The sequence below is a fragment of the Lysinibacillus sp. FSL P4-0201 genome, from assembly GCF_038593425.1.
In the GTDB taxonomy this organism is placed as follows: Bacteria; Bacillota; Bacilli; order Bacillales_A; family Planococcaceae; genus Lysinibacillus; species Lysinibacillus capsici.
The window spans coordinates 3,658,856-3,676,309 of the sequence record NZ_CP151995.1 but is presented as its reverse complement, the minus strand read 5'-3'; the positions used below and the strand labels follow the sequence as shown (position 1 = coordinate 3,676,309).

Below are 17,454 nucleotides of genomic sequence, written 5' to 3'. Positions count from 1 at the left end.
TTTATTCTATTCTACCATAAAAATTATCACATTGTTTTTCGTAAAATAATGGATGATTTTGTACAATGCAGGGAAATATCCCTATTTTCTCAAAATTAATAATGGTACTATTAAGAATGTTTGGGGAATAAAACTCCTTTAAAAAGGAGCTTTCTTAATAGAGATACAATTTTAGTAGGGAGTGTTGATAGGTTGATCAATGTGCTTGGGGGCATAGGTTTATTTTTACTTGGAATGACGATGCTAACAAACGGTTTAAAGGAATTGGCAGGAGATGCCTTGAAAAAATGGCTCAATCGTTTTACAGGTGGGACCATTAGCTCGGTACTATCTGGTACATTTATGACAATGCTTGTACAATCCTCCACGGCCACGACCTTGATTACGATAGGTTTTGTCAGTGCTGGACTTCTTACATTTGTCCAATCGATTGGCGTTATTATTGGCGCCAATATCGGGAGTACGAGTACTGGTTGGATTATTTCATTAATCGGCTTTAAGATCAATATGCAGACAATGTCACTACCTTTTATTGCGCTTGGTGTATTTGTCCAATTGCTCGCACCACGTGATTACAAAGCAATTGGAGGGCTAGTGACTGGTTTTGGCTTATTATTTTTAGGTATTGATGTTCTTCAGGGAGGAATGGCTGCGGTACAAGATAAAATTCCATTCGATGCATTTAGTGCAAATTCTATTAGTGGCAAGCTAGTTTTAATTGTTTTGGGTCTTATCATGACGGTTATTATGCAGGCTTCTAGTGCTGCAATAGCGGCCACTTTAACAGCTTTATATGCAGGTGCTATTGATTTTGAACAGGCTGCTTATTTAGTCATTGGTCAAAATATCGGGACGACAGCTACAGCGTTATTTGCTGCGATTGGTGCATCAACAGCTGCAAAACGAACAGCTGTGACACATGTAATGTTCAATGTAGTCACTGCTATACTAGTGACATTGGGTGCAAGGTTTATGTTTGCTCTTACAGAGTTTGTCACGAAATCCATCAATGGTAGTTTTGATGAAACACTCGGCATTGCTGTTTTCCATACATTATTTAGTGTGATTGGCGCGATACTCTTTGTGCCATTTGTTCGTCCTTTTGCAAAGGCCATTGAAAAAATGATCCCTGAAAAAGGAAATTATTTAACTCGTAATTTAGATAGTAGTGTTGCCAAACTACCTGGAGTTGCTGTAGAGGTATCCTTTAATACATTGCAAGATATTACTAAGGAAATGACGACAGTACTCGTTTCCCTTATTCAAGGAAAAAAACGCGCAGCTGAAACAGACAGTAGATTGGCTCAAATAGATGAGGCAATCGAAAAAACACGTTTATTTATGGATGCTATTCAATCTTCCTCTCAAAAAGAACGGTATAAGCATATTGCCCTTTTACATGCTTTAGACCACTTATATCGTTTGTCAAAGGCATTACGTGAGCAACATCCAAATGCCTTTCAATTACAGGAGACATTAACCCAAAAGTGGTTAGAGGTATTGGAAAAAGTACTACTAATCATTGATGAGGATGAACGTCTACCTGAGATTGCTACCTTGCTTGAGGTTACTTCCTCTGAAATGGCTACGGTGCGTCGTGATAAACGAAACGCATACTTTGAGCACACTGTTGAAAATGTGGTAGAGTTAGAGACAGCTGTATCGAAAGTGGAGACTTTGCTGTGGATTGATCGACTTGTCTATCACTATTGGCGTACGACCGCTCGTCTTGCAGAGTACCAAACCGTGACTAAGAAAGGTCGTCATATTGACACAGAAAAAAATACAGTAACAGTTGAATAAATGGAATGCTCGTCTTACGTTTGTAAGCGGGCATTTTTCTTCGCTTTACAAATAAAGGAGGATCTAGAATGGTTCAGCATAAATTTACAATGGACTTAACTTGGTCAGAAGGAAGAAACGGTACAGGAAATATCCAAGCTAGTAATTTGCAAACACAAATTTCTATTCCTCGGGAAATGAATGGACCTGGCATTGGTACAAATCCAGATGAAATGCTTTTAGGGGCAGCTGCAACCTGTTATTTAATTACACTAGCTGCTTTATTCGAAAGGTCAGAAATAGATGTACTGGAATTATCCATGCAGGCCCATGGATTTGTTAGTGTAGAAAATGGCATTTTTACGTATGAAAAAATTGTCCATAAACCGACTATTATTGTGCAAGAGCTAACAGAACATCTTGAAAAAAGACTTCTACGCTTAGCACACAAGGCTGAACAAACATGTATGATCAGTAAAGCATTAAAAGGTAATGTTGTAATTGAATGTGATGTTCAAATTTTTGAAGCAAGCATATAATAAGACAGCAAGAGTTATTCAGCAAGTAACGCTGATATAACTCTTTTTTTCATAAAATAAGCACTTTTTCTAAAATAGTTCTAGAAATGTTCAAAATGAATATATAGAGTTAAGTGCTAAAAAAATGCAAAGGATGATGTATTGCACGTTCAGACAGCTCAGAATCTCACATTCTATGGTCAGTACGGCAAAAGAATATTCGATATTATTGGGGCATTATTTTTGCTTTTTATAACAATTCCTCTAATGCTAGCTATATTCCTCATTTTACTCATAACGACAGGTCGCCCCATTTTTTTTAAACAAATCCGAACTGGCCTCGATCATCACCGCTTTGTGATTTGGAAGCTACGAACAATGTGTATTCAGGCAGTTCCAGTCAATATGCCGACTATTTGTGCTGATGGTATCCCTGATGATTATTATTTTAAAACAGAGCAAGATACACGCATCACAAAAGTGGGCGCTATTCTTCGAAAACTCAGTATTGATGAAATTCCACAACTTTTAAATGTGTTAAAAGGTGATATGAGCATTGTTGGTCCACGTCCTGAAGTACCAACGATCACGAATGCATATAATTCCTTACAGGCTCGGCGTTTGGAGGTAAAGCCAGGATTAACAGGCCTCGCTCAAATTAATGGTAGGTCGAATATTTCACATGGACAAAAAATATCATATGACATTGAATACGTTGATCATTATTCCTTTTGGTTGGATGTCCAAATTTTGTTGAAGACAATTTATGTTGTTGTTGCACGCACAGGTGCTTATTAAAAAATAAGGAGTGGCCATACTGAAGATCGTTCAGCTTATTACACGAATGGATAAAGTTGGAGGTGCGCAAAAACATGTGGAGGCACTTGCTATCCACTTAAAACAGGATGGGCATGATGTCACAGTAGTGACGGGCTCCTATCAACCATCACTGTGGCACTTACAAGAGCATAAAATCCCTGTTATCAGTATATCTGCTCTTCAACGGGCTATTCATCTAGCGAAAGATTTTCAAGCATTTTGGCAATTAAGAGCCGTTTTCAAACATCTACAACCAGACGTTATAGCCACCCACTCCTCTAAGGCTGGTGTGATTGGTCGCATAGTTGGTAGGTTGTTACAAATTCCAACTATTTTTACGGCACATAGCTGGAGCTTTACAGAAGGTGTTCCTTACAAGAAAAAGCTATTCTATCAACGGATGGAAAGATCAATTCAGCCATTTACGACAAAAATTATTACAGTGTCTGAATATGATCGGGAACTAGCACTAATGAAAAAGGTCGCTCCTGCTCATAAATTGCTGACTATTCACAACGGCATTGACCCTATCGAGAGAAATAAGACAACTGAAAAGATATGCATGGAGCAGCCAGTCATTGTCATGGTTGCTCGTTTTGAAGTGCCTAAAAGACAAGATGTCCTGTTAAAGACTTTAGCGGAACTGACAGATATCCCTTGGCACCTTCAATTGATTGGAGATGGTTCTCTGCGTCCAGCTCTAGAACATTTCGTTGAACAAAATCGATTATCAAATCGTGTAACATTTTTAGGTAATCAATTAGACGTTCATTCTTATCTTGAGAAAGGCCACCTATTTGTTCTGTTATCAGATTGGGAAGGCTTGCCGATTTCGATTATTGAAGCGATGCGTGTAGGACTTCCTATTATTGCAACAAATGTAGGTGGTGTGAAAGAGCTTATTATTGATCGTGACAATGGGTTTTTAGTGGAGCGAGAGAATAATGAATTATTGAAGAAGAGGCTGCATCAATTATTAATGGATGCTCCTTTAAGAGGGGAAATGGGGACGGCAAGTGAGCAGCGTTATTTACAGTACTTCACCTTCATCCCCATGTATCAAAAAACATTAATGGTTTATCAACAGGCTGTTTCAGAACTAGTGAAGAAAGGGGATTAAATTGCAATTAATTCGCATTAGAACTGATGATGAGCTTATGTGGTACAAGGAAATTTGGGATGCCATTTTAGAAGAAGAGAACAATGATAATCCATTTATAGAATTTGCTTGGTTTTATAATTGGTGGCAAATTGTAGGACGGAAAGAGCGTGTAGAGCTTTACGCCATTGAACATGAGGGGACAATTAGGGCCTTTTTTCCTTTTACAGTGTCTATTCGTTGGGGGGTAAGGGTGTATGCTTTTGCGGGAGAAAACATCGCCAATTATACAGGGGTTGTAGCTAAAAAGGAATGGTTACAGCAAGTTACAACCTTTGTTTTTGATGAGCTCATTAAAAAGCATCGGCATATTCTTTTTTCCTTGCATGGGTTATTAGAAAGCAAGGTGTCTACTAAGATCTTAGAGCAATACTTTGTAGAAAGACAATTACGTACAAGCCTGTTCCGAGTTGTGACACCCTATCTTGCTTTTTCGGAAATTGATTTTCATCGCCATTTCAATCAACGTCGAAAAATGCATGGCGTTGATCGACGAGAACGAAAACTAAGAAATTTAGGCTCCTTAGAAAGACGTGAGGCTTCACAGGACGAGCTTTGGCAAATGTTTCGGTTATTTGATCGACGTTGGGCAAAAAAACTAGATACAAGTGGCTTTACAAAAGGCAAGAAAAGAGATTTTTTTGAGCGTTTAACGATGCTTAAAGGTGAGGCGTTACAGGTAGAGGTCGATGCACTTGTCTTTGAAAACCAGTGGATTGCTTTTACCTATGGATTATGCTGTCGTGGCCGCTATGTAACCTATGCCCTTGCACATGAGCCAACTTTTAATTTATTTGGTGCTGGTCGGATAGTCACTCAGGAAGCCATCCAGCGAACGTTTACTGCTAACTATCGCTTATATGATATGAGCATAGGCTATGAGTCTTATAAATTTGATTGGCGCTCAGACATTGATTTTACAAGACAGATGCTTGCTAGCAGCGGTACGAAACGTACAAATCTACTGGCAGGTTTTTTATCGTTAAAGCAAAGGCTCAAAGAATTTATGAAAGGGAACCAACGAGTCGTAGATTGGAAGCGTAACACACTGGGCCATTTACGATATTTAGTAAAGTATGGAAAGGTAAAAGATTGGCTAGAATATGGACAACAATTCGTAGAAAAATTTATTCGTTTGAAACAAGTGGAGCTGTATGAATTATCCCCATCAGATGACGTATCACCACAGCAACCTGTCGGAAACTTATTTGAAGAAATGTCGATTCAGGAAGCGATGCAACTTGATCAGGAAGAAGTCATGGCCCTCCTTTATAAGGGCTATACGATTTATAAAGACTCCTTTGCGGAAACGAATAAGCTGGCGTTTGCATTACATGCCACAAACTGGCGAGTGGATTCAATGCAAATTGTAGAAGCCTTACCGAAGCAAACCTATTTTTTAGCCTATGATGTTTTCAAACAAATCGACATTATTACAGCTTTTTTACGGAAAATAAAACCAGCACAAACATTGTGGGTATCGGTAAGTTTTTGGCAATGGCGCAAGCGCAAGCGCTTAGTACAACTAGGCTATAAACCTATTTCTCGAATGAAACATTATAAACTTGCTCGTTTTGAGCGACACCGTGTAGAAAAATATACAGAGAGTGGGGGCGATGTACATTCTGTCCATTAAAAGTAAGCGATGGAATATCGCAATGCAGCATTTTTATTTTCTCGAAAAGCCAGCCAATTTTCGAAAGTCTATGAAAGTTGTAGGCTATACGCATTCATTAGTACCAAGTCGGAAGCTTGTAAAAAGCGAAACGATTCACATTTATTTGCAAGAGCATGAGCTTTCATTATATTTAGCACTGTCTGAAGGTAATCGTAAAATCTTACGACGTGCCCAAAAAGAATCCTATCAAGTCATTTTGTATAAAGAGCCATCCATAGAAAATTTGAAAGCCTTTCAGCAATTTTACAATCAATTTGCCAAAAGAAAAAAAATTGAAGCAATCGGCAAGTCGCAAATGGAAACCATTCTGCTCCTCAATGAACAGGGTGCCTTATTATTATCGGAGATCCAGAGTTTTTGTGGACAGACATTATGTTATCGATTAGATATTGTGCATGAGAAAAAAGCGATGTCTTATTTTGAGGCAACATGTCATGCAACCGCATTGCCTGCACAATTAAAACGTCCTTTCCGTTATGCAAATCGGTTTTTAATTTGGCATAACCTGCTACACCTAAAGGAGCAAGGTTTTGTCTTATATGATATGGGAGAATTAACGGACAATCGAAATGTACGAGCCTTTAAATTAAGCTTTGGTGGCCAGGTTGTTCATGTTTACTCAGGCTACATTATCCAATCAAAAATACGTGCACTTTTACTAGGTGTGCAAAAATGGAGGAAGTAGCAACATGAATGGTGGGGGTCTCGTTATTTCATTAGATTTTGAGCTGAATTGGGGTGTCCATGACGTATTTCGTTATGGCCAATACAATAAAAACCTATATGGTGTCCGTAAAGCCTTGCCCAGGATACTAGCGTTATTTGAGCAATATGACATCCATGCAACTTGGGCTACAGTTGGATTATTGTTTGCTGAATCAAAGGCAGAAATGGCTCATTATTTGCGAGGTATCCCTGTGAAATATGAAAATATGCGCTTTGCAGCACATACACAGCTAGCAAAAGTTGGCGAAAATGAACAAGAAGATCTCCTGCATTTTGGTAAATCATTAATTGAGGAAATTAAACGTACACCACATCAGGAAATAGGAAGTCATACCTTTTCTCATTTTTATTGCTTGGAGAAGGGCCAAACGAAAGCTGCCTTTTGTGCGGATTTACATGCAACCAAAACAATCAGTGACGGCTATACTGCGCCTATGAAATCGATTGTCTTTCCTCGTAATCAAATAAACAAAGACTATTTTACAGCTTGTTTAGAAGAGGGATATGTTTGCTATAGAGGCACCGAAAATCATGAGCTATATGACGCACAAAAGTTTACGAAAAAGGGAAGACTTTTAGGTGCTAAGAAGTGGATAGATAGCTATTGGAATATAACTGGTCATCATATAGCCACCCTGGAAGAAATGCAAGAGGAGCAACTGATTAATATTCGATCAAGTGCTTTTTTAAGGCCATACTGTAGTCCATTACGTATATTCGAAAATTTAAAAGTAAAGCGAATAAAGGAAGGCATGCTCAAGGCTGCACAGGCACAAGCCTTTTATCATTTATGGTGGCATCCTCATAATTTTGGTAAGCATATTGATAAGAATTTGGCGATGCTAGAAGAACTATTAAGTTATCATCAAGAGCTGCGTAGTCAATATGATTTCCAAAGCTATTCCATGTATGAGGTAGCAGAACTTTGCGAAAGCCTTTCGAAACAGCAGAAGTAATAATGGAAGAGCTCTCTGTACGAAGAGTTGGTAAAAAAGAGGTTTGCTCTCTGAAGAGTAATTAAAGTGCTTGCAAACGAGAGAAAGTCATTTATTAAGAGTGTCAAAGCGCTCAAGGTAGGTGAACAACACTCAAAAATTTGAGAACAGCCACAATCTCCTAACAAAAGAAACATGTAATTTCTGAGCAAACTGATTTCAAGTTTGCTTTTTTTGTTTGATCAAAAGAATATTTTCAATATAAGAGAAAAAAAGAAAAACTTTGACGAAAATCATTGTACGAATGGTACTATTACTATAAAGAAAATATGTTAGGACATTTACAGGGGAGCACCAATTGATTTAGGTCAATTGAACTTGAATGGAAAAGAGAAGAAGGTGGTAGATGAATATGTTTATACAATCAGAATGCCAATGGAAGCAGGAGAATGGATCAGCTATGCATCAGTGGATAAAGCAGCAAACAAATCCGTATCCGAATGAGGTGGATATTGTCGTATATGGAGCGCTTTTATCATATACCAATGGTGCGTCGTCAAAAGCGCAATACCCAACAGCCTTTCGTAAGGCTTGGCCAGGTTTTCAATCGTATAATTTAGATGAGCAGGTGAATTTACGTGCCCTTTCAGTTGTGGATATTGGGGATGTGGCGATTCTAGAAAATGATCGAATGCTTTCGGAATCTGCCATCGAGGCTGCTGCGGAAAATTTAAGTATAGCCTTTCAAAGAAGTTTTACTTGTTTGATTGGGGGAGATCATACTATTACAGCTCACTCCATAAAAGGTATAAAAAATGCCTTCCCACAGGATCGCATTGGCATCATTCAGATTGACACGCATTTAGATGCAAGAAACCAAGAGGAAATTGGTTTAGCACAAGATTCTCCAATTCATCAGTTAATTGCAGCAGGGGTTGTTGAGGGGAGACATGTCTATAATGTCGGTTTGCATGGCTTTTTCAATTCACCCGAAATGATTCATTATGCTAAAGAACAAGGCATTCATATGATTACGTTAAAGCAAATGCGACGTGATGGTATTCAACTCACAATACGTGAAATGCTGCGTCAGCTTATGTATGAAGTAGATCGCATTTATGTGTCTGTGGATTTAGATGCACTTGATATTGTATTTGCCTGTGATGTTCCTGCAGCTTCACCTGGTGGTTTAACGGCTTATGAGTTATTCGATATCCTCAAGATTATTGGCGAAAATGAGGGTGTTCGTCATATTGATTTTGTTTATGCTGATCCTAAAGAAGGTATACTACGTCCAGAAACTGTTAAAATCGGTGTAACTGCATTTTTACAATGGTTGACAGGCATTCAACTAGATCATCGCAATCGTATCTCGAAAAAAGGAAAGGTTATGTTGTAAAGCAAGTGTATTTCCGAGTATTAACAATGCTGAATTTTAAAAGTTTGCTATAATGTTTAATATAGAAAACAATAAATAAATACAAACTTTGTATTGTAATAGAGAGGAAATTTATGATGACAACAAAACCAAGATTATTGATTGTCGACGGTATGGCACTGTTATTCCGTTCTTTTTTCGCTTCGGCTGCCATGGGGCATTTTATTCGCTTGGCAGATGGAACACCTACGAATGGTGCCCAAGGATTTGTGCGACATGTTCTAACAGCACAAACTATTATGAAGCCAACACATATGGCTGTTTGCTGGGATATGGGCGCACATACATTCCGCAATGATTTATTTGATGGCTATAAAGCGAATCGCCCAGCACCTCCAGAGGAAATGCTACCACAATTTGATATGGCGAAAAATTTATCGCAGCAAATGGGTTGGCAAAATTTCGGAGTAAAGGGCATGGAGGCAGATGATTTAATTGGCTCCATGATAACGAAATGGCAGGACGAGGCAGACATTACGGTCATTAGTGGTGATAAGGATTTACTTCAGCTTTTAAGGCCATCTACAGAAATTGCGTTTATGAAAAAGGGCTATACAGAATACGATATTTATACACATGCTCGCTTTAAAGAAGAATATTGTATTGAACCTTCACAGTTTGCACAGGTGAAAGCCTTTATGGGTGATTCAAGTGATGGCTATCCAGGTGTGAAAGGGATTGGCCCAAAACAAGCGTTAACGCTTATTCAAACATATGGCTCAATAGACAAAATACTGGCATCACTCGGTGAATTGAAGCCAGGTCAAAGAACAAAAATTCAAGATAATTTAGATATGTTGCAGCTATCACATGAGCTTGCAACGATTCAAACCAATGTACCAATTGACGCTGATTTTACAAGCCTTGTGTTACCAACTTACGAACCACATATTTTTAAAGCAATAGAAGAGCGTGGCTACACACTAATTGCCAAGCACGCCCGTTCTTTGTATTCGCTTATTTAATCAATCATCGCAGAGTATAGTCATATGCTCTGCTTTTTTTATTGTAAGGAAAAGAATAGAGAGCAAAAAGAAGGCTAATCGATATTTGCTCTAGTAAGGAACCATTTTCACGAAGGATAATACCTTTTCGTTGTCTTTATAGAGAGCCTGACGAATTTGGCTATCACGTTGTGGACCACCATTATCATGGAATATTAGCCATAGCTCATCATTTTTTATCTCATAGCCTATAAGTGGTACCCAATGATAAGCAAAGGTTGATTTTTTATCTTGCCACTGAAGGCTAAAATAGCGATCAAAACGCATAGCAACTGGTCGACCTGCGTCAATTTCCTGTAGAGCTTCCTTTAATGAACATGTTCGAATATCCCACGTTGGAAGCAATTGACGAAGATTGTGAATCAGTCTCCATTTGAATAAGCCAATTCTTGTACCACCAAGCAGTTTATATAGCTCATTAATGGAAGGAGTTGACTCATTTAAAAATTTTAAGATGACATGAATCGTAGTAGGTCCACAGGCAGAATTGCGATAGCTTGGTGCAATGGAAATCTCATATTGTGAAGCCCCTCGTAGTGCCAATTGTTGACGCATGATAAACTCCTTTCAAAAAGAGCTGCATTTCAAGAAGAAATGCAGCTCTCTCGCCATTATTGTTGAGCAGATAAAAATTCTGTTACTTGCTGAGGTGTTTTTGCATTTGCACTATGTAAGTGTGCAAGTTTTTCACCATTTTGGAAAATCAATAGACTTGGAATTCCCATAACATCGTACTTATCAGCGATTTCTGGAAGCTCGTCTCGGTTTAGCTCATACCAGTCATATTGGTTGTACTCTTCAATGATTGGATCGATGAACATATTCATACGTGTGCAATCAGGGCACCAGCCAGCATAAAATTTCACTAAAACTTTTTGGTCGCCAGCGATTAATTCGTTAAATTGTTCTGCAGTAGTAATAGTTTTCATTAAGTATTCACTCTCCTTGCTTTCCATTCTACACATTTTTCTCGCAATCTGAAAGTTTTCTGTTTGGCCGTTTCAATCGCTACTTCTTGTCCTCTTTTAGCTCGTTAAAAACAAAAAAAGATGTATACTGCAAAAATAATTCTTGAAAAAAGATTGCTAAATTAGACAAAATAATCTACACTAAAAACAGAAAAGTAGTTTTATCTTCATTCATTGAGAAGTGTCATTTTGGAGCGAAGATAAACCTTAGTCGTGCTTGGTTGAGTGGAGGGAATCTCATTCAACAAAAGGACAAAAAATTCACTAAGGTACACTTGATATTTTTTTGGCCAAAAAATGAATGGCTATTCATTCAATGGGAGAATAAGGGGGAATTGCTTGTGACTTACAACATTAAAAAAGCAGCTGTTCTAGGTTCTGGGGTGATGGGCTCTGGAATTGCAGCACATTTAGCAAATATCGGTATACCAACATTACTATTGGATATAGCACCAAAGGAAATGACGCAAGAGGAAGAAGCAAAAGGCCTTTCTTTAGAGCATCCAGCTGTTAGAAATCGTATTGTAAACGGAGCTTTGCAAAAGTTATTAAAGCAAAAGCCAGCACCACTTACTTCTAAGAAAAATTTATTACTACTAACGGTTGGCAACTTTGAGGATGATCTAGGGAAACTAAAAGACGTCGATTGGATTATTGAGGTTGTTGTAGAAAATTTATCAATTAAACAAAGTCTTTATGAAAAAATTGATGCGGTTCGTTCACCAGGAACAATCATTAGTTCAAATACATCTGGTATTAGCATTAATGCGATGGCAGAGGGACGTTCAGATGATTTTCAAAAGCATTTTCTTGGCACACATTTTTTCAACCCACCTCGCTATTTAAAGTTATTAGAAGTGATTCCTGCCAATACAACTGCACCTGAAGTAGTTAGCTTCATGAAAACGTTTGGGGAAGATGTGCTTGGTAAAGGAGTTGTACTTGCAAAAGATACACCAAACTTTATTGCCAACCGCATCGGAACATATGGTTTACTTATCACTTTACAGGAAATGTTAAAAGGTGGTTACTCTGTTGGTGAGGTAGACTCTGTAACAGGTCCGCTTATCGGCCGTCCAAAGTCTGCAACTTTCCGTACGCTAGATGTAGTTGGTTTAGATACATTCATTCATGTAGCGAAAAATGTTTACGATCAAACAACAGGTGAGGAGCAGCAAGTATTTGCAGTACCTGAATTTTTACAAAAAATGGTCACAAACGGTTGGTTAGGAGCAAAATCGGGTCAAGGTTTCTTCTTAAAACAAGGAAAAGAGATACATGAGATTGATCCAGCAACCTTAACGTATAGTCCAGCCAAAAAATTAAAAACACCTTCTATTGAAATGGCAAAACAAACTCGTGGATTGGCCAATAAAGTGAAGGCGTTAACCTATGCAAAGGATCGTACAGGCGAGCTATTATGGGGGATTTTTGCACCGACGCTCCTTTATTCTGCACAGCTGCATGGGGAGATTGCAGATGATATCGTAGCCATTGATAACGCGATGAAATGGGGATTCGGCTGGCAACAAGGGCCATTTGAGATTTGGGATGCTATAGGCGTAAAAGATTCTGTGGCGAAAATGGAGGCTGAGGGCCGAGAGGTACCTGCTTTTGTCAAAGAGATGTTAGCAAATGGCGTGGAGACATTCTATACAGAATTAGATGGAGATTTAGCTTACTATAATGGTTCACAATATGTGAAAGTGCCAGTCAATGAAAAAGAGATTAATTTAAAACGTTATAAGAAAAAGCATGGTGTGATTAAATCAAACACAGGTGCTAGTTTAATAGATTTAGGGGATGGAATTGCATTACTGGAGTTCCATTCGCAATCCAATGCAATCGGCTTGGATATTATTCAAATGATTAACTTTGCGGTAGATGAAGTAGAGGCTAACTATAAGGGCTTAGTCATCGGTAATCAGGGGAAAAACTTCTGTGTTGGGGCAAATCTAGGAATGATTTTGGTAGAAGCACAGGATGATAATATATTTGAGCTAGATTTCGTCATTAAAGCATTCCAAGATGCTATGCAGAAAATTAAATATTCACGTAAGCCTGTTGTAGCAGCACCGTTTGCCATGACATTAGGCGGAGGAGCAGAGGTTTGCTTACCAGCTGCACATATTCAAGCAACAATGGAAACATATATGGGCTTAGTGGAAGTAGGGGTTGGATTAATCCCAGGTGGTGGCGGAAATAAAGCGCTCTATCAGAAATTCCTAAAGGGCTTACCAAATGGCGTAGAGGTAGACTATCAACATATTGCTAATAAAGTATTTGAAACAATTGCGATGGCGAAGGTTTCAACATCTGGTGAGGAAGCACGTGAAAATAATTTCCTAAACTTTGCGGATGGTATTTCAGTTAATCCAGATCATCAATTGTATGATGCGAAGCAGGCGGCATTAGCACTTTACGAAGCGGGCTATCAACCACCTGTACCAACAAAAGTGCCAGTGGTCGGTGCATCAGGCTATGGTACATTACTCATCGGTGCGCAAGGGATGTTTGAGTCAGGCTTTATTAGCGAACATGATTTAAAAATTGCTAAAAAATTAGCTTATGTTATTGCAGGTGGAAAGGTTCCGTACGGCACATTAGTCGATGAGCAATATTTATTGAACTTAGAGCGTGAGGCATTCCTTAGTCTTGTTGCTGATCCGCTATCACAGCAGAGAATGCAACACATGCTGTTAAAAGGTAAACCACTTCGTAACTAATTGACGAAATAGATCAATCTTGCACATGAAACAAAGGGGGATTAATACGATGCGTGAAGCCGTTATTGTAGCAGGAGCACGAACTCCAATTGGAAAAGCAAAAAAAGGTTCTTTAGCAACAGTAAGACCAGATGATTTTGGTGCTGTTGTAGTCAAGGAAACATTGAAAAGAGCAGGCTATGAAGGGCCAATTGATGATTTAATTTTAGGCTGTGCAATGCCAGAAGCAGAGCAAGGAATGAATGTAGCACGTAGTATTGGGGCACTTGCTGGATTACCAGATACAACGCCTGCTCTGACAATCAATAGATTTTGCTCATCAGGTTTACAGGCAATTGCTTATGCAGCAGAGCGAATTATGCTAGGACACTCAAAGGCTATTCTTGCTGGTGGTGTAGAATCCATGAGTATGGTGCCAATGGTAGGGAATACACCACGTTTAAATCCGACTTTAGCAGAAACGGCTCCACAGTATTATATGGGCATGGGGCATACAGCTGAGGAAGTAGCTCGTCAATATAATGTTAGTCGTGAAGACCAAGATGCTTTTGCTGTTCGCTCGCATGAGCTTGCTGAAAAGGCAATTAAAGAAGGTAAATTCAATGATGAAATTGTACCAATTGAAGTGGAACAGCACTACGTAGACGATAACAATAAACCACAAGTGAAAAAATTCACATTCAGTATGGATGAAGGTGTACGTCCAGGTACATCAGTTGAAGGTTTAGCCAAACTACGTCCAGCTTTCCACGTAAAAGGCAGTGTAACGGCGGGCAATGCCTCTCAAACTTCTGATGGTGCAGCAGCTGTACTAGTAATGGATCGTGAAGAGGCTGTCAAGCAAGGACTGACACCAATGGCAAAATTCCTAGGCTTTGCAGTTGGCGGTGTACCTCCTGAAGTAATGGGTATCGGGCCTATCGTGGCAGTGCCAAAAGTGTTGGAAATTGCAGGTTTATCCATCGAAGATATTGATTTATGGGAAATCAATGAAGCATTTGCTTCACAGTCATTACAGGTGGTACGTCATTTAGGCATCGACCAAGAGAAAGTCAATGTCAATGGTGGAGCGATTGCATTAGGTCATCCACTAGGCGCAACGGGAGCTATTTTAACATTAAAGCTAATTCATGAATTGAAGCGTCAAGGGAAGAAATATGGTGTAGTGACAATGTGTATTGGTGGCGGCATGGGTGCTGCTGGCGTATTTGAAATTCTATAATTTTTGCTAGATCAGCTTGAGGTGTACTGTTTACGGTTGCCTCCGAACATTGTATACGTCAAGCTTTTCTATACATGATCATTAGGGGAATCAACTAACAAAAAGATATATTGGGAGGAATTAATCATGACTGAAAAAACAACTGATTTCATTAAAGGCGGCGGATTTCTTATTGAAGATGTGGAATTAGATCGTGTATTTACACCGGAAGATTTCACTGACGAGCATAAAATGATTGCTAAAACAACAGAGGAATACGTTACAAATGAAGTTTTACCAGTAGTGGAAAATTTAGAGCACCATGAATTTGAGCATTCAGTGCGTCTCCTAAAAAGTGCAGGCGAATTAGGCTTACTTGGAGCAGATGTGCCTGAAGAATACGAAGGGCTAGGATTAGACAAAGTTTCTTCAGCTTTAATCGCTGAAAAAATGTCTGTTGCAGGTGGTTTCTCTATCACACATGGTGCTCACGTTGGTATTGGGTCATTACCAATTGTTCTATTCGGTAATGAAGATCAAAAGAGAAAATATTTACCTAAGCTAGCTTCAGGTGAATTAATCGCTGCCTATGCATTAACAGAGCCAGGTTCAGGTTCAGATGCTCTAGGTGCAAAAACGACTGCAAAATTAAATGAAGCTGGCACACATTATATTTTAAATGGTGAAAAACAGTGGATTACGAATGCAGGCTTTGCTGATGTATTTGTGGTCTACGCAAAAATTGATGGCGATAAATTCTCTGCATTTATCGTAGAACGTGCCTACAATGGTGTTTCAGTTGGTCCTGAAGAAAAGAAAATGGGGATTAAATCATCATCAACTCGTACATTAGTATTGGAAGATGCGGAAGTACCTGTAGAAAATCTATTAGGCGAAATTGGTCGTGGTCATATCATTGCGTTCAATATTTTAAACATTGGTCGTTATAAACTAGGCGTGGGCACAATTGGCGGATCGAAACGTGCATTGGAGTTAGCTATTCAGTATACAAACCAACGTCAGCAGTTTAAGACAAAGCTTTCTGATTTCAATCTGACAAAAGAGAAATTATCAACGATGGCTTCTCAATTGTATGCTTCAGAATCATTAAACTATCGTACTGTGGGTCTATTTGAGGATCGCTTAAGCCAATTAAGCCTAGAAGAGCAAAAGCAAGGAAAAGTGATTGCAGGTGCGATTGCTGAATATGCCATTGAATGCTCTATTGCTAAAGTATTCGGTTCAGAAACTTTAGACTATATTGCTGACGAAGCTGTCCAACTTCATGGCGGTTATGGCTTTATGGCTGAATATGAGGTAGAGCGTATTTACCGTGATTCTCGTATTAATCGAATTTTTGAAGGTACAAATGAAATTAACCGCATGATTGTACCTGGCACATTTATGAAAAAGGCGCTAAAAGGTGAGCTACCATTATTACAAGTTGCCCAAAATTTACAGCAAGAGCTGCTTATGCTAATGCCAGAGGATATCGGTACAGAGCCATTAGCACAAGAAAAATATTTAGTGAAAAATGCCAAGAAGATTGCTGTATTAGCTGCAGGCTTAGCAGCACAACGCTTTGGTGCAAAGCTTGATCAAGAGCAAGAAGTATTGGTAAACATTGCGAATATAGCTAACCAATTATTTGCAATGGAATCAGCTGTTTTACGTACAGAAAAAGCAATTGCTCGTGACGGTGCTGAAAAAGCACATCAAAAGTTGCTATACACACAAATTTTCTGCCAAGAAGCATTCGCAGAAATCGAAAAAGAAGCAAAAGACACAATTCTTGCTTCAGCAGATGGCGATGCAGCCCGTATGACATTATCTGCACTGCGTAAGCTAACGCGTAATAATCCATATAATTTAATTGCGAAGAAGCGTGAGGCTTCCGTTAAATTAATTGATGCTGAAAAATATATTGTTTAATAGTGCAAATTTAACCTAGCTATCTGCAAAAGATAGCTAGGTTTTTTATATAAGATGGATAATCGTAAAAGGAGCGGATAAATTTGCACAACTGGTGGATAAACTTACAAAAAAGAGTGAAGTTCACCATTGAAAACAACTATGATGGTATACTACAGAAAAAGACAGAAGAGGAGCATTGTAATGACGATTCAATTTTTCCATTATCCGAAATGTACAACATGTAAAAAGGCACAGAAGTGGTTAAATGAGCATGAGGTTTCCTATGAAGAGGTACATATCGCAGAGCAACCTCCCACTAAAGAAGAATTAACAGCTATTTGGCAAGCTAGTGGACAGCCTTTGAAAAAATTTTTTAATACCTCAGGCATGAAATATCGTGAGCTTGGTTTAAAGGACAAGTTAGCAGAAATGACGGAGGATGAGCAGCTTGAGCTACTTGCTTCAGATGGCATGTTAATTAAACGTCCCATCGTGACAGATGGAAAAAAAGTTACTTTAGGTTTTAAAGAAGTAGATTTTGAGCAAGCTTGGAAATAACCGTATTAAACCTTGTATTTATAGGAGA

The 17,454-nt window shown here is 38.8% G+C and carries 15 protein-coding genes; 13 read left to right on the top strand and 2 right to left on the bottom strand.

The window, feature by feature from the left end:
- Positions 1-201: 201 nt before the first annotated feature.
- From MKY76_RS18480 to MKY76_RS18440, 9 genes are all read left to right on the top strand, one after another.
- Positions 202-1,803: a Na/Pi symporter gene (locus tag MKY76_RS18480; RefSeq protein ID WP_342557919.1), complete on the top strand. Its 1,602-nt coding sequence runs from the start codon at positions 202-204 to the stop codon at positions 1,801-1,803.
- A gap of 68 nt (positions 1,804-1,871) precedes the next feature.
- A complete protein-coding gene (locus tag MKY76_RS18475; protein ID WP_054549471.1) occupies positions 1,872-2,321 on the top strand; it encodes an SACOL1771 family peroxiredoxin in 450 nt (149 codons plus the stop codon).
- Positions 2,322-2,462: 141 nt separating this feature from the next.
- Complete coding sequence (locus MKY76_RS18470) at positions 2,463-3,098, top strand: sugar transferase (RefSeq protein ID WP_048394351.1); 636 nt, start codon at positions 2,463-2,465, stop codon at positions 3,096-3,098.
- Positions 3,099-3,108: 10 nt separating this feature from the next.
- The gene (locus tag MKY76_RS18465) at positions 3,109-4,239 is read left to right on the top strand and encodes a glycosyltransferase family 4 protein (RefSeq protein WP_199768277.1); all 1,131 of its coding nucleotides are present in this window, start codon (positions 3,109-3,111) and stop codon (positions 4,237-4,239) included.
- Between the two features lies 1 nt (position 4,240).
- The gene (locus tag MKY76_RS18460) at positions 4,241-5,914 is read left to right on the top strand and encodes a GNAT family N-acetyltransferase (RefSeq protein WP_342556935.1); all 1,674 of its coding nucleotides are present in this window, start codon (positions 4,241-4,243) and stop codon (positions 5,912-5,914) included.
- Positions 5,895-6,641: a hypothetical protein gene (locus MKY76_RS18455; RefSeq protein ID WP_231595696.1), complete on the top strand. Its 747-nt coding sequence runs from the start codon at positions 5,895-5,897 to the stop codon at positions 6,639-6,641. The genes MKY76_RS18460 and MKY76_RS18455 overlap by 20 nt, the downstream gene beginning before the upstream one ends.
- Positions 6,642-6,645: 4 nt before the next feature.
- Complete coding sequence (locus MKY76_RS18450; RefSeq protein ID WP_103118738.1) at positions 6,646-7,638, top strand: polysaccharide deacetylase family protein; 993 nt, start codon at positions 6,646-6,648, stop codon at positions 7,636-7,638.
- Positions 7,639-8,029: 391 nt separating this feature from the next.
- Entirely contained in the window at positions 8,030-9,016 is a 987-nt protein-coding gene (locus tag MKY76_RS18445) for an agmatinase family protein (RefSeq protein WP_342556934.1), read from the top strand.
- A 116-nt stretch (positions 9,017-9,132) separates the two neighbouring features.
- On the top strand, positions 9,133-10,020 hold the full coding sequence (locus tag MKY76_RS18440; protein WP_004228212.1) for a 5'-3' exonuclease: 888 nt from the start codon (positions 9,133-9,135) through the stop codon (positions 10,018-10,020).
- 90 nt (positions 10,021-10,110) lie between these two features.
- Here MKY76_RS18440 and MKY76_RS18435 read toward each other — a convergent pair whose 3' ends face one another.
- Together MKY76_RS18435 and MKY76_RS18430 are read right to left on the bottom strand one after the other, a co-directional pair.
- On the bottom strand, positions 10,111-10,614 hold the full coding sequence (locus MKY76_RS18435) for a C39 family peptidase (protein WP_115672953.1): 504 nt from the start codon (positions 10,612-10,614) through the stop codon (positions 10,111-10,113).
- Positions 10,615-10,670: 56 nt separating this feature from the next.
- Positions 10,671-11,015 carry a thioredoxin family protein gene (locus tag MKY76_RS18430; protein WP_081010969.1) on the bottom strand — a complete coding sequence of 115 codons (345 nt, stop codon included), beginning with the start codon at positions 11,013-11,015 and terminating at the stop codon, positions 10,671-10,673.
- A gap of 353 nt (positions 11,016-11,368) precedes the next feature.
- Between MKY76_RS18430 and MKY76_RS18425 the strand changes: the two genes are divergently transcribed.
- The 4 genes from MKY76_RS18425 to MKY76_RS18410 all read left to right on the top strand — a co-directional run bounded on the left by MKY76_RS18425 (position 11,369) and on the right by MKY76_RS18410 (position 17,426).
- Positions 11,369-13,753: a 3-hydroxyacyl-CoA dehydrogenase/enoyl-CoA hydratase family protein gene (locus tag MKY76_RS18425; RefSeq protein WP_342556933.1), complete on the top strand. Its 2,385-nt coding sequence runs from the start codon at positions 11,369-11,371 to the stop codon at positions 13,751-13,753.
- 49 nt (positions 13,754-13,802) lie between these two features.
- A complete protein-coding gene (locus MKY76_RS18420) occupies positions 13,803-14,975 on the top strand; it encodes an acetyl-CoA C-acetyltransferase (RefSeq protein ID WP_342556932.1) in 1,173 nt (390 codons plus the stop codon).
- 126 nt (positions 14,976-15,101) lie between these two features.
- Positions 15,102-16,886, top strand: coding sequence for an acyl-CoA dehydrogenase family protein (locus MKY76_RS18415; protein ID WP_066037171.1), 1,785 nt, complete (start codon positions 15,102-15,104; stop codon positions 16,884-16,886).
- Positions 16,887-17,069: 183 nt separating this feature from the next.
- Positions 17,070-17,426 (top strand): arsenate reductase family protein, encoded by a 357-nt coding sequence (locus tag MKY76_RS18410; RefSeq protein WP_004228225.1) that lies wholly within the window; start codon positions 17,070-17,072, stop codon positions 17,424-17,426.
- The last annotated feature ends 28 nt before the right edge of the window (positions 17,427-17,454 follow it).